At 51.4% G+C, this 14,145-nt stretch carries 10 protein-coding genes and 1 pseudogene; 7 read left to right on the top strand and 4 right to left on the bottom strand.

The features are described from left to right. Positions 1-1,106: 1,106 nt before the first annotated feature. Positions 1,107-2,621, bottom strand: coding sequence for a Ppx/GppA phosphatase family protein (locus A7K91_RS01990; RefSeq protein ID WP_068679137.1), 1,515 nt, complete (start codon positions 2,619-2,621; stop codon positions 1,107-1,109). Positions 2,622-2,936: 315 nt separating this feature from the next. Between A7K91_RS01990 and citZ the strand changes: the two genes are divergently transcribed. The 7 genes from citZ to A7K91_RS01955 all read left to right on the top strand — a co-directional run bounded on the left by citZ (position 2,937) and on the right by A7K91_RS01955 (position 11,382). Continuing rightward, entirely contained in the window at positions 2,937-4,049 is a 1,113-nt protein-coding gene (gene citZ, locus A7K91_RS01985) for a citrate synthase (protein WP_068679135.1), read from the top strand. Positions 4,050-4,279: 230 nt separating this feature from the next. Then, a complete protein-coding gene (gene icd / locus A7K91_RS01980; protein ID WP_068679133.1) occupies positions 4,280-5,575 on the top strand; it encodes an NADP-dependent isocitrate dehydrogenase in 1,296 nt (431 codons plus the stop codon). Positions 5,576-5,682: 107 nt separating this feature from the next. Next, on the top strand, positions 5,683-6,627 hold the full coding sequence (mdh, locus tag A7K91_RS01975) for a malate dehydrogenase (RefSeq protein WP_068679130.1): 945 nt from the start codon (positions 5,683-5,685) through the stop codon (positions 6,625-6,627). Between the two features lie 144 nt (positions 6,628-6,771). Beyond that, on the top strand, positions 6,772-8,994 hold the full coding sequence (gene recQ, locus A7K91_RS01970) for a DNA helicase RecQ (RefSeq protein WP_245697166.1): 2,223 nt from the start codon (positions 6,772-6,774) through the stop codon (positions 8,992-8,994). 167 nt (positions 8,995-9,161) lie between these two features. After that, positions 9,162-9,587 carry a hypothetical protein gene (locus A7K91_RS01965; protein WP_068679126.1) on the top strand — a complete coding sequence of 142 codons (426 nt, stop codon included), beginning with the start codon at positions 9,162-9,164 and terminating at the stop codon, positions 9,585-9,587. 53 nt (positions 9,588-9,640) lie between these two features. Beyond that, complete coding sequence (locus A7K91_RS01960; RefSeq protein ID WP_068679124.1) at positions 9,641-10,597, top strand: sugar kinase; 957 nt, start codon at positions 9,641-9,643, stop codon at positions 10,595-10,597. Then, positions 10,582-11,382: a DeoR/GlpR family DNA-binding transcription regulator gene (locus A7K91_RS01955; protein WP_245697164.1), complete on the top strand. Its 801-nt coding sequence runs from the start codon at positions 10,582-10,584 to the stop codon at positions 11,380-11,382. The genes A7K91_RS01960 and A7K91_RS01955 overlap by 16 nt, the downstream gene beginning before the upstream one ends. A 199-nt stretch (positions 11,383-11,581) precedes the next feature. On the opposite strand, the pseudogene A7K91_RS01950 reads toward A7K91_RS01955, so the two are convergent. The 3 genes and pseudogenes from A7K91_RS01950 to nagB form a co-directional block, all read right to left on the bottom strand. Further along, positions 11,582-11,908 (bottom strand): annotated as a pseudogene (locus tag A7K91_RS01950) (YnfA family protein). Between the two features lie 238 nt (positions 11,909-12,146). After that, positions 12,147-13,367, bottom strand: a complete 1,221-nt coding sequence (gene nagA, locus A7K91_RS01945) for an N-acetylglucosamine-6-phosphate deacetylase (protein ID WP_068679122.1) — start codon at positions 13,365-13,367, stop codon at positions 12,147-12,149. Further along, a complete protein-coding gene (gene nagB / locus A7K91_RS01940; protein WP_068679120.1) occupies positions 13,368-14,093 on the bottom strand; it encodes a glucosamine-6-phosphate deaminase in 726 nt (241 codons plus the stop codon). It lies immediately after the preceding gene. Between the last annotated feature and the right edge of the window lie 52 nt (positions 14,094-14,145).

Genomic DNA, 14,145 nt, shown 5'->3' with positions numbered 1-14,145 from the left:
GACGCTTTCTATGTCTTGGTGGCCAGTTTATTCAAGCATAGATTCTCACCATTACCAGTTAATCTCGCGAACTGCATAAGTTATGATTCAGACATTTATTTGGAATAATTTGTTTCAAAAACTATCCCGTTCATGATGTTACTTCCTCTGCCCTCCTCATCTAGTCATTTTAGTTAATTTTGCATTATTTTTACTTATTAATGCCATTAATTCTATGGTAAGTTAATATTAAATCGCTTTCAATGGGTATTTTAGATCAATATTACAATTTGGTGATTGTTTCAATAAAACGGCCGTATGGAAACTCCCCGCGGTTGTTAGTATGTACGCCCGGCACGGGCTAACTAGGCGATGAAAGCCAGCTACAGGTCAGCTTCTTTTAAACTTGCTGGCATAAGCTAGTCCAGAACAAACGTGTTATCGGCCTGATTAAGCAGCATTTGAAAAGGAGATTCATGTAGAACGCGTACGACGGGCAACGGAGGAAGGTTTATCTGAGGGTGGACCGCTGTTACTGCTTTTAGTGTACATCTATCTAATTGAATTTTATCAAGAGATGGCAAGCCGAACATCGTCTTACTCGCGAAAAGCAGACGAGCAGCCTTGCGACCACTGGAATTCAATCGGATGTATTTAGATAAAAGCTAAAATTCCAATTGAAAATGCAGGTCATGGAGAACGTAAAGGTTAATATTCGAGAAGGAATCGGCTTTTTCTATGTTGCGGATATGAAGCGAATTCTACAAAACTGGAACGAACGGCTACGTAAATGAATGCGGATGTACATCTGGAAATAATGGAAGAAACCTTGAAAGAAAGTACAGAACCTGTGGAAGCTAGGGATCCGGAATGGCAGGTCTAGTAACCGCGGGTAGTTCCGGGCTGGGCTACTGGTGAGTAGAGGAAGCCCCGTGCTGAATCACTCTGTAACAAACGAAAGGCTCGCACCGGCAGGGCACTATGACTCCCCTGTACAATACGAGCGTCCTCGACAAATTATACTCAAGCCATTAAAGCGCCGTATTCCCAATGGTACGTACAGTGGTGTGAGAGTCGAGTACTCAACTAATGAGCCCTCCGCTTGATCAGAAAGCGATGAGATTCAGCTATTGAAGCACAGGCTCAAGTCCCCATAGCTTCTTGAATTCCTGCGCCAGCTCCTCCACCTCGCGGCGTTCCACCGACAGATGGCCCCGGGGCAGCACGGGCGATAATAACAGCTGCCGTCCGGCCATCCGTACCTGAATGCGGCCGATGCTTTGTGTTTCGCTGCGGTCAAGAGCTGCGGCGAGCTGCAGCAGCACGCCAAAGCGGGCAACCAGCTCCAGGTCGTCCTCGCTTAGCAGCACGCGGTAAGGAGCCAGCTGGTTTTTGGATTTGCCTTTGCTTCGGTATGAGGCAATGGCCGCAATCATAATGATTTCACGGTGCGTCAACCCATTCAGATGGCTGTGCAGAATAAGGTAAAACGAGTGGGTGGCATAGTCATAATAATCAATCGCCGCCCCGATGCGATATAGCTGGGAAGCCGCGTCAAGCAAGATGGCGGCTTCATCGTTTTGCCGTTCATGGGTTTGCAAGGCATCCAAAAGCTCGGTCGCAAGCCGATTGACTTGGAGCACATGCTGACGGGGCGCTTCCGTATGCAGCGAGCTAATATTTTTCAGGCTGTAGGTCAAAGGATCATCCAGCTTCGGCTTGTTGGGAAACCGGGTGGAGTGGAACAAGCCGTCGCGGAGCCCCGCGCCGCAAATGCGGTAATGAGTTGTTTTGGCCATGCGGAAAATGGTGCGAATGACCGCAATGCCGGGAACAATAACGTCAGCGCGGTCCTTGGACAAGCCAGGAAGCTTGCGGCGGCGCTCAAGCGGCAGGTTACGAGTGGAATGGAACAGCTCGTCCACCTGTTCGCCCTGAATCATATAGTTATGGGTGCTGTTAAAAGGATAATCCACCGCGCCTTGATGCAGCTTGCCTAAAGCGCGTGCGGTTCCGCCTACGCCTACCAGCGGAAGGCCGGGATGCTGGACGATCCACGGATGATCCTTGATTGCGTCGGCAACCAGCTCTTCAAGCTGCTTGAGCTGATCCTCGCTCAGTCCGTTTTTGGAATCAAAGCGGTGATTGAGGCTTACGCAGCCAAATGGAAATGAGACGGAATGGACAATATCCCGGTTACGAAAAAGGGTTATTTCGGTGCTGCCGCCGCCGATGTCGATCAGATAGCCTTCATCAATGCGAAGCGAATTAATCATGCCCAAAAAGCCGTAAGAAGCCTCCTGAACCCCGGAAAGAAGCTCGATATGAAGACCTGTTTCGGACTTGATGCTTTCCAGAATGGCCGCCGAATTGGTTGCATTGCGGATAGCCGCCGTCGCAACCGCGCGAATATGGCCTACCCCGTGATGGCTGCAAATAAGGGAAAAATGATGCAGCGTATCGATCAGGTCGCCGATATGTTCGTCCGGCAGGCAACCCTGTGCGTCCATCTTTCCGCTGAGCCGCGCGGAGCGTTTGCTGCCGTCTACTACCCGATGCGCTCCGCTCACGGTTCTTTCATATACAACAAGCCGTATGGAGTTGGAGCCTATGTCAATGATGCCGATGCGCTGTCCTGTCATAGTGAGCCTCACCTTCTGCTTCGATGCCTATATCATGTTCAAACCAGTCGAAAAAGAGTATAGCGCTCATTTTACCATATTTCCTGAAAAAAGTTGACGTATAATTGGTATGGCATACGGGAAAACTGTGTTGTCGAAAAAGGGAAACAAACCAATAAAGAACAATTGAAAGCGCAACCGATTCAAATTATCAATGATACCGATAAAGCATTTTTATGCCCCTTCATGTTGGCTTCATTGTGAAAATCATTTATGATAAATAACATGCAAGAGGCGAGCGTAGTTGAATAATTGAAGGAAAAAGGAGAGAGAACGATGACAGCAACGAAAGGTCTTGAAGGAATAGTCGCAGCGGCGTCTTCCATCAGCTCGATCATTGACGGAGTGCTCACATACCGCGGAATCGACATCGATGATCTGGCAGAAAACGCTTCATTCGAAGAGGTCGCGTATCTGTTATGGTACGGCAAGCTGCCCAATCGTTCCGAGCTTGACGGACTGCAAAAGCAATTGGATCAATATTCGGTCATTCCGAGCGCTGTACTCGAAGGCATCAAGCTCTATCCCAAGAACACCAATTCCATGGCTGCGCTGCGCACTGCCGTTTCCAGCCTGGCGTTGTATGACGAGACAGCAAACGACATGTCTGCTGAAGCCAATCAACTGAAAGCGATTAAATTGCAAGCTGCTTTGCCAACCATTATTGCGGCATTCTCCAGAATTCGCGAGGGAAAAGAGCCGGTGGCTCCTAAACAAGGCGTATCCATCGCGCATAATTTCCTCTATATGCTGACTGGCAACGATCCTGACGAGGTTGCGGTCAAAGCGCTGGATCAGGCGCTTGTGCTGCATGCCGATCATGAGCTTAACGCTTCTACATTTGCGGCAAGGGTAACAGTAGCCACCTTGTCGGATATTTACTCCGGCGTAACTTCCGCCATTGGCGCGCTGAAGGGACCTCTGCATGGAGGAGCCAATGAAGCCGTTATGGTAATGCTGGAAGAAATCGGCGCACCGGCGAATGTCGAGAGCTATATCGGCAACGCGCTGGCGAACAAACAAAAAATTATGGGCTTCGGACACCGTGTTTACAAAAACGGGGATCCGCGCGCCAAGCATTTGCAAAAAATGTCGCGTGAGCTGGGCAAGCTGACTGGCAATATGGAGCTTTACGAAATGTCGGTTAAAATCGAAGAGCTGGTTACCGGCCAAAAAGGGCTTAAGCCTAATGTCGATTTTTACTCCGCATCCGTTTATACGGCGCTGCAAATTCCGCGCGACCTGTTTACTCCGATTTTTGCAATCAGCCGCGTTTCCGGCTGGAGCGCTCATATTTTGGAGCAATACCAGGACAATCGCTTAATTCGTCCGCGTGCCGATTATGTTGGTCCCGTTGGCGGTAAATATGTTCCGATTGACCAAAGATAGTCCAAAACAACATAGATTATAGACTGCATGAGGGCGAGCGGGTGCTTGTTCTCCTTTTATTGCCCTGTTTCGCCTATGATTTTCATCACAAAGGGAATGCGGCGCCGTGAAAGCGTAAGCATTGCCGGGTTGTGTCCGTTTTAAACATAAATTTGGAGTAAAACTTTGCTTTACGCCAAACATTAAGTGTATGCTAACTATATTCCATACTATTTTAGGAGGATTTTATAATGGCCCAATTCGAAAAATTCGCGCTTCCGACTGAAGGCGAGCAAATCACAATCGATAACGGCGCGCTGCAGGTGCCAAACCAGCCTATCATTCCTTTTATCGAGGGAGACGGAACGGGACGCGACATCTGGCGCGCATCCAAGCGCGTGCTTGACGCTGCTGTAGAAAAAGCTTACAACGGCGAGAAAAAAATCGCTTGGTATGAAGTGTTTGCAGGCGAAAAAGCATTTAATGAATACGGCGAGTGGCTGCCTGCCGATACGCTGACTGCGATCCGCGAATACATCGTTGCCATCAAAGGACCTCTTACAACACCAATCGGCGGCGGCATTCGTTCCTTGAACGTTGCGCTTCGCCAGGAGCTTGATCTGTATACTTGCTTGCGTCCAGTGCGCTATTTTGACGGCGTGCCTTCCCCGGTAAAACGTCCTGAACTGGTAGACATGGTTATTTTCCGTGAAAATACGGAGGATATCTATGCGGGCATCGAGTATCAAGAAGGCTCCGCAGAAGTGAAAAAAGTCATCGAGTTCCTCAAAACGGAACTGGGAGTCAACAAAATCCGCTTCCCTGAAACATCCGGCATCGGCATCAAGCCTGTTTCGTCCGAAGGATCGAAACGTCTTGTGCGCGCTGCGATCGAATATGCCATCAAGCATGGCAGAAAATCGGTTACGCTGGTTCACAAGGGCAACATCATGAAGTTTACGGAAGGCGCATTTAAAAACTGGGGTTATGAAGTTGCCGAGCAAGAATTTGCAGAGCAAACCTTCACTTGGGGCCAATACGACCGCATTAAAGACGCTGAAGGCGTTGACGCGGCCAACAAGGCTCAAGCCGATGCGGAAGCAGCCGGCAAAGTTATCGTGAAGGACGCCATTGCAGATATTGCGCTTCAGCAAGTTTTGACGCGCCCTACCGACTTTGACGTAATCGCTACGCTGAACCTGAACGGCGACTACCTGTCCGACGCCCTGGCTGCACAAGTTGGCGGCATCGGTATTGCACCAGGCGCTAACATCAACTACCTGACTGGACATGCTATTTTTGAGGCGACTCACGGCACGGCTCCAAAATATGCCGATAAGGACGTTGTAAACCCAGGCTCCGTTATTCTGTCCGGCGTTATGCTGCTTGAGCATCTGGGCTGGCAGGAAGCGGCTGACCTGATCTACAAAGGCATGGAAACATCCATTAACAACAAAACGGTAACATATGACTTTGCACGTCTGATGGAAGGCGCTACAGAAGTAAAATGCTCGGCCTTCGCTGACGAAATCATCAAAAATATGTAGGAAACATAGGCCCCTTGTCAGACAGCTTACGCAAAAAGCTGCCTGCGAGGGGCCATCTCCGCTTTTGTCGGGACAAATACATAAAAAAGAATTGGGGGTAGCGCACTATGGCGATTAAACGCAAAAAAATTACGGTTGTAGGGGCTGGCTTTACTGGCGCAACCACAGCGCTGATGCTGGCTCAAAAAGAGCTGGGAGATGTAATTCTGGTGGACATTGCTCCACTGGAAAACCCAACGAAGGGCAAGGCGCTGGATATGCTGGAGGCCACTCCGGTGCTTGGCGTAGACGCCAATATCATCGGTACTTCCAATTATGAGGAAACTCGCGGCTCCGATGTCGTTATTATTACGGCGGGAGTAGCGCGCAAGCCGGGCATGAGCCGGGACGATTTGGTCAACACAAACGCAGGTATTGTCAAATCGGTATGCCAGCAGGTGAAGGAAACGTCGCCTGACGCTTATGTCATTCTGCTCAGCAATCCGGTTGACGCCATGACTTACGTTGCTTTCGAAGCATTGGGCTTCCCCAAAAACCGGGTAATCGGACAATCCGGCGTATTGGATACGGCTCGTTATTGCACCTTCATCGCCCAGGAGCTGAATGTGTCGGTAGAGGATGTGCGAGGCTTTGTGCTTGGCGGGCATGGCGACGATATGGTGCCTCTTGTTCGCTATTCCAATGTGGCTGGCATTCCCATCGAAAAGCTGATTTCGGCGGACCGCATAGAAGCCATTGTTCAACGCGCGCGCGTCGGCGGCGGGGAAATCGTTAATCTGCTTGGAAATGGCAGCGCATATTATGCGCCTGCTGCATCTCTTGTACAGATGACCGAGGCGGTTTTAAAGGATAAAAAACGAATTATTCCCGTTATCGCGTATCTGGAAGGCGAATACGGCTACAGCGATTTGTTTATGGGCGTTCCGGCGATTATTGGCGGGGATGGCATAGAAAAGGTCATTGAGCTTGAGCTGACTGCTGACGAAAAAGCGGCGCTGGACAAATCAGCGGATTCCGTGCGAAATGTCATTCAAGTCGTACAAAACGGCTAATCCAAAGCTGGTCTAGCTGGAGCCAGGCATGTTATAATGGAAAAAAACATTCAAACGAACGATATGGGAAGGACCCTGACGCAAGCTGCTGCCAGGGTTTTTTCTATTTAGATGCTGCACTTTTAGGGAGGGATTGAGACTTTGATGCAGAATGCAAAACAGCTGCTGAAAAAAATATATGGATATGACTCCTTCCGCAAAGGTCAGGAGAATATTATCGAAGGTATACTGAATGGCAGCGACACGCTCGCCATATTGCCAACCGGCGGCGGAAAGTCGATTTGCTACCAGCTGCCCGCTATGCTGCTTCCAGGCACAACGCTGGTCATATCGCCGCTTATCTCCCTGATGAAGGATCAGGTGGACAGCCTGACTCGTGTGGGCGTTCCTGCGGCATTTCTAAACAGCTCGTTATCGGCGGCGGAGTACCGCGAGGTGCTCCGGAGTGCGCGGAACGGCGACTACAAGCTGCTTTATGCGGCTCCTGAGCGGCTGGATGCCCCTATGTTCCAGACGCTGTCGGAGAGTATGCAAATTCCGTTAATCGCAATCGACGAGGCGCATTGCGTATCGCAATGGGGTCATGATTTCCGTCCCAGCTACCGTCAGCTTGCGGGCTGGATCAATCGGCTTGAGCAGCGGCCGCTGGTTGCCGCTTTTACGGCGACCGCGACCTCTGATGTGGCTGATGACATCGAGCAGGTGCTGGGCCTTCGGAGCCCGCGCCGTTTTGTAACGGGCTTTGCGCGCCCGAATTTGTCGCTTTCCGTTGTGACGGGCGTAGATAAAAAGAGGTTTTTGACGCAATTTTTAAGTGATCGCAAGGAGCAATCCGGCATTATCTATACGGCAACGCGCAAGGAGGCCGAGGAGGTATGCTCCCAGCTTCAGAAGGCAGGGCTGGAGGCAGGCAAATACCACGGCGGGTTGTCGGACGCGGAGCGGGCGGAGACACAGGAGCGGTTCCGTTTTGACGATATCCGCATCATGGTGGCGACCAACGCTTTTGGCATGGGCATAGACAAACCAAACGTGCGTTATGTGCTGCATTGGCAAATGCCGGGCGATCTTGAATCCTACTATCAAGAGGCTGGACGGGCAGGCCGCGATGGCGAGGAAAGCCAATGCGTATTATTGTTTGAGCCTGCCGACATGCAGGTGCAGCGTTTTCTGATCGAGCAGGGCAGCGGCGATGAGGATCGCAAGTCCGTTCAGATGTCCAAGCTGCATATGATGATGAATTATAGCCGCACTCAGCGCTGTCTGCAGCAGTTTATCGTTGATTATTTTGGCGAAAGCGACGTTGAGCCTTGCGGCAAATGCAGCTGCTGTCAGGACAAAAGTGAACCGGTGAACCGTACGGAGGACGCCAAAATGGCGTTATCCTGCGTCGGCCGAATGAAAGGCCGCTTTGGCGTTACGATGGCGGCAAAGGTGCTGAAGGGCTCGCGCGACAAGCGGCTGCTGGAATTTGGACTGGACAGGCTGACGACATATGGTCTTATGCGCCATCTGCCCGAAAAGGAAATTGCCGACTGGCTGTATTGGCTTGTTGCGGAAGGGTATTTGCGGCTTAGCGAGGGACAATATCCCGTGGTGTCCTTGACGGCAAACGCTTTGCCCGTGCTGGAGGGCAAGCAGGAAATTATGCAGCGCGTCAGAGCTTCTGTCCGAAAAAGCGGGGGAGAGGCAGCAGGCGGCTCATCGCCGATGTTCGAGGCGCTTAAGGCATGGCGCAAGGAAACGGCGTCAAGGGAAGGCGTTCCGCCGTTTATGGTCTTTTTTGATGCAACCTTGAGGGAAATAGCGATGGTTCGTCCTTCCTCAATCGAGGAGCTGCTTGGTGTAAAAGGCATTGGCTCCGCCAAGGCGCAAAAGTATTGGAGCGGAATTGCCCCTATTCTTGCGGAATTCGGCGTCGCTGCCGCAAATGCAGAGACGGATGCAAAAGCAAGTGCTGAGCTTGAATCAGCAGCGTCCCAGGCGGTCATGACGGGTTCGCGCGGCACAGCAGGGCTAGCCGTTCCAAAGGGCGGCGGAGCGTCGTCAGTTAGCGCTAAGGATGACGAAACCCCAAGCTATGTTGTTTCATTGGAGCTGTTCCATGACGGGTATGCTCCTGCTGAAATTGCAAAGCTGAGAGGGCTCAGCGCCGTGACAGTGGAGGGACATATTATACGCTGCGCGGAGGAAGGGCTTGAGGTGGCGTGGGAACGCATCATTCCTGCGGAGCTGGAGGCTCTTATCGTGGAGGCTGTGCAGAGCGAGGAAAGCGGGAAATTGAAGCCGGTCAAAGAAGCTTTGCCGGCGGAGGTGACTTATTTTGCAATTCGGGGGGTCATGGCGAAGCTGGGGTTGAAAGGATAGGCTTGCTTCCAGGTATAGGCTGCCGGCAGGGGAAGTGAAGGATGCCACAGTGGAAGTGAACATCGTCACAAAGGGTAAAGCTATTGAATATGCTCGCAGCATTTGAAAAAAGCTGAGTTTCTGATAAACTGATTGGTGTAGTCTCAGTAGAAATAGGAGGAATTGAAATGTCAAGTGCAATGTGGCTGCTTCATTTATTGGGAGCGATTGGAATGGGCTTTTATGTGGTACTCCCCGTTATTTTGGGACGTGCCTCGAAACTTGCAGGAGCAGGTCAAGGCGGTTTGGCCGACGGATTGATTGCCGGCAACCGCATTGCGCAATATTGTCTGGTTGTGCAAATTCTGACGGGCGGATACATGATGTCCAAGGCAGACTACTCTGTCCTCTGGATGGTTATCGTCATGGTGCTGTTCCTTGGCATTGCAGCATTCGGGGGCATAATCTCCAAACCGCTGAAAGGCGTTATGCATGCCATTGAGAAAGGCCAAAGCGCGGCAGCCAATATCAGCAAAGCAAAAATGTTCAGCCTGCTGATTTTGGTGCTGTATGTAGCAATGATATATTTTATGAAATACCCGATTATGAAATAATGGCCGCCATTGCGGCCTCATGGCCAACAAATCAAGTTTAGGGGGATATTTTTGTGCGGGAAATTTCACCTCAAATAATAACGTTTGGCGAGTCTATGGCTTTGTTTATGCCTCCTGAGCATAAAGCAATCGAGCGGGCAGCAAGTCTGGAGCAGGGCTTCGGCGGCGCGGAAAGCAACGTCGCGATCGGCCTTGCACGGCTTGGGTCCTCCGTTGGCTGGTTCGGTGCGTTGGGCAATGACCCCTTTGGCAAAATCATTTTGAAAGCGCTACGCGGGGAAGGCGTAGATACCTCGCGGGCCAAAATGAGCGACGAGGCGCCAACCGGCATGATGTTTCGCGAGCATGTGGCGGGGAAGCTGGCGGTTCATTATTTTCGCAAGCATTCGGCAGCCAGCCGGATGAAGCCGGAGGATCTGGATGAGGATTACATAAGAGGAGCAAAAATTCTTCATGTGACGGGCATTACAACGGCGCTTAGCGAGGACTGCCGCCGTACGGTGCGGCGTGCGGTTGACATTGCCAAGGAAGCTGGCGTTCTGGTCAGCTTTGACCCTAATCTTCGCCTGAAGCTGTGGAGCATCGAGGAAGCACGGCAAACACTGCTGCCGCTTGCGGAAGCTGCAGATTATTTCCTGCCGGGCTGGGACGAACTGGTCCAGCTTTATGAAACGGAGGATTACAGCGAGATCAAGGAGCGGCTGAATGCGCTGAAGGCGGTAACGGTCATCAAGGGCAAGGGAGATGCGACCGTTGTGCTTGACGGCAAGTCGGAAACGGAGGTTCCCTTTTATCCCGCGGACAAGGTTGTGGATACAGTGGGGGCTGGAGACGGCTTTTGCGCAGGTTTCCTTGCCGGCTTAATGAAGGGAATGACGCCCGTTGAAGCGGTGACTCTCGCCAGCGTTTGCGGTTCTCTTGTCGTGCAAATGCGCGGAGACTGGGAAGCGCTGCCGGAGTGGGATATTGTACAGCAACGGCTAGGAGCGAAAGCGTGGGTGGAACGGTGACAATTGGTGAAAGCGGCGGCTCCAAGGGCCAGCGCCGGCGCGAAGCCATCCTGCAGGTGCTGAAGCAGCAGGGAAGAATAACGATTGCAGAAATGGTGGAGCGATTCAACTGCTCTGAAGCAACGGCAAGACGTGACCTGGAGCAAATGGAGGCTGAATATCCCGTTATTCGCACGATTGGCGGGGCTATGTATGATGGAATGGGGACATTGCGGGAGCTGCCTTTTTCAGAGAAGGAGGGCTTATCCATCCTGGAGAAGGAAAAAATCGCCCGGCTTGCGGCATCCCTTATTCAGGAAGGGGACATCATCGGCTTGTCCGGCGGCTCCACCAACTTTTTGCTGGCAAAGCTGCTGAAGTCCCGAAAAGGGCTTACGGTCGTCACGAATGCCGTTAACATCGCAATGGAGCTGGCGGGGAGCGCAATACAGGTTGTCGTGACCGGAGGCATTATGCGGCATAACAGCTTTGAGCTTTGCGGCCCTTTGGGAGAAGAAATGATGGCTCGAATTCATATCGGAAAAATGTTTATAGGCGTTGACGGTATTTCCGCAGCCAGCGGCATTTCCAGCTACTCCGAGCAGGAGGCCCAAAGCTCCAAGGCTATGCTTAAGCGTTCACAGCAATCCTTTGCCGTATTCGATCATACAAAAAGCAATAAAACCTCCCTTTTTACAATAGCTGAGCTGTCGGAGCTGCATGCCGTCATTACAGATCAGCCGCCAGATGGCCAGCTGGCCGGAGAACTGGCAAGGTTAGGCGTAGAAGTCCATGTGACGGACTAGAAATCCATGTAACAGAATAGCAGGTTTGAAGGCAGGCAGGGGCTGTATGTACTGCCGGGCTGCGCATGTATAGTAGCTATGCATAGTTACAGATAAGAAAGCTGCCGGGTTCGATTCGTTTTTAATCATCAAACATTGTTTTGAGATTGGGAAACGTTTCGTTACTGGCGGCTTTTTGAATGTATTCTTTACGATGCGCTTAGCTGCGAGGCGCCCACAGCATGACTGAAACGCCGACGATACAGATGGCTGCTCCAAGCCAATCGTAGAAGTCGGGCGTTTTTTTGTCTATAAGTCAGCCCCAAATAACAGCCAGCACCACAAAAACGCCGCCATAGGCGGCGTAAACTCTGCCGAAGGAAGGGAAGTTTTGCAGTGTTGGAATGATTCCGTACAGCACCAGAATAACACTGCCCGTAACGCCATACCAATAGGATTTGGCTTCGCGCAGCCAAAGCCATACCAGATAGCCGCCGCCGATTTCCGCCAATCCCGCCAGCAAAAAAATGAAGATAGCAAAAAGCATAAAAAACTCCCTTTCTTTACGTTATCATACGAATCCACTGATTTAATCCTACTACAAGCCAACGAATAAACATATGAAAAAGGCTGTGGGCAATATAGGCATGATGTATGGGGCGAACTTATATGTGTTAATAAAAAGCAAACAACAAGAATGAGGGTGATACGGCATACCCTTTCTTGTTGTTTGCTTTTTGAGGTGGAGCAGCATTGCTTGGAATAGAAACCGTTGAAGCTATATGCTAGCCTGCATTAAAAATAGAGGTGCCTCTCAATATCGTTTGTTGAACATTGAAGTCAAGGTCGGTCAAAACCAGATCGGCCCGTTTGCCAACAGCAATGCTTCCAGTCATATCCGCAAGGCCAAGCTCGCGCGCCGGATTGCCGCTTGCCATCCTGCTAGCCTCTGTTACGGGTAATTTCATTACATTTACCATATAGCGCAAGGCTGCGATCATGCTAAGGCTGCTGCCCGCCAGCGCTCCGCTATCCTTTAACCTCGCTGTGCCGCCCCTCAATACAACAGGCAAGCCGCCTAATTCGTATTCTCCGTCCGGCATTCCTGCGGCTTCAATGGCATCGGTAACGAGGATGACCTTGTCCTTTGGTTTGCTGCACAAAAGAAGGGAGATGGCAGCCGGGTGCACATGCTCGCCGTCGGCAATGATTTCGGCATAGATGCTGTCTGTCGTCAAAACCGCGCCTAGCGTTCCCGGCTCGCGATGGTGCAGGCCGCGCATGGCGTTGTACGTATGTACGGCGTGCGACAAGCCGCAATCTGCGGCAGCTATCATTTCGGCGTACACGGCGTCGGTATGTCCGGCAGCGGCAATAATACCCTGGCTCTTCAGCCAGGCGATGCTTTCCCGTGCGCCGGGCTTCTCAGGCGCCATTGTAACCATTTTGACCAAGCCGGGGTAAGCCTTGGCCCATTGCTGCAGCCATTCCAGCTGCGGGTCCGCGATGTAGTCCGGATTTTGTGCGCCAGGCCACTTTTCGCTAATAAAGGGACCTTCAAGATGAACGCCAAGCAGCTCGGCATGAAGCATGCCGTTTTTTTGATAGGCGGAGACGGCCTCCAGCACTTTTTCAATATCTTTGCGGGAGGCGGTCATTGTAGTGGCGAGCATCCCCGTTGTGCCTTGCGAAGCATGAAAGCCCGTTATGCGGTCGAAGCTTTCTGCGTTTGCATACATGAAGTCTCCGCCGAAGCCGCCGTGAACGTGCATGTCGATAAAGCCGGGCAGCAGCCAGCCTCCCTTGCCGTCGATGATTTCACCCTCGTAGCCGCCCTGATCGGCCATGCCGGTATCCCCGGCTGCACGAGCCTCATCTCGATGGTCATTGTCGGCAATAATGGATTCAATGATGCCGCCGCTTATTTTTACATGTCCGGTTACAACAGCCTGCTCCGTTACAATTTGAACATTGGTGATCAGTAGATTTTTTTGGTTCGAGTTCATTTAGCTCAGCAACCTTCCTGCTTCTTGGTCAAGCAACACGATAACATTAGGGTGAAGCTGAAGCAGCGAAGCGGGCACCTGCGTTGTTACCGGACCCGTCAGCGCTTCCTTAACAATGCCGGCTTTATCAGAGCCGCGAACAACCAGCAAAATTTGCTTGGCCTTCAGGATGGAGCCAACACCCATTGTATAAGCGGCCTTGGGCACCTCATCCAGTGAAGAAAAAAATCGGGCATTGGCTTGTCGCGTTTCTTCCTTCAAAGCAACAACGTGCGTGCCGCTGGACAACTGCTCATCCGGCTCATTAAAGCCGATGTGGCCGTTGTGGCCCAGCCCCAAAAGCTGCACATCTGCAGCATGCTCCGCCAGCAAGGCGTCATAACGAGCGCATTCCGCGGCGGGATCGAGCGCCATTCCGTCAGGAAGATGTACATTTCCAGGGGGAATGTCGACATGTGAGAACAAATGCTGATTCATATAATAAGCGTAGCTTTGATCGTTATCCGGCGTCAAGCCGACATATTCGTCAAGGTTGTATGTGGTTACCTCCGCAAAGCTTACTTTGCCGCTCCGGTGCTGCTCTACCAGCTTGGCGTATATACCGATAGGCGTGGAGCCCGTTGCCAATCCCAGCACGGCTCCCGGCTTTTGATTAATCAGCTCGCTAAACCACTCCGCCGCATGCAAATCCAGCTTCTCCGCACTTTCAAAAATTCGGATATCCATAAAAATTCCTCCCGATGATGGTATCGTCTATGATTTATCTAATATCAGTGTA

Origin of the sequence: Paenibacillus oryzae, assembly GCF_001675045.1 — a bacterium.
In the GTDB taxonomy this organism is placed as follows: domain Bacteria; phylum Bacillota; class Bacilli; order Paenibacillales; family Paenibacillaceae; genus Pristimantibacillus; species Pristimantibacillus oryzae.
The sequence above is the reverse complement of the archived record's forward strand: the minus strand, read 5'-3'. Positions and strand labels throughout refer to the sequence as shown.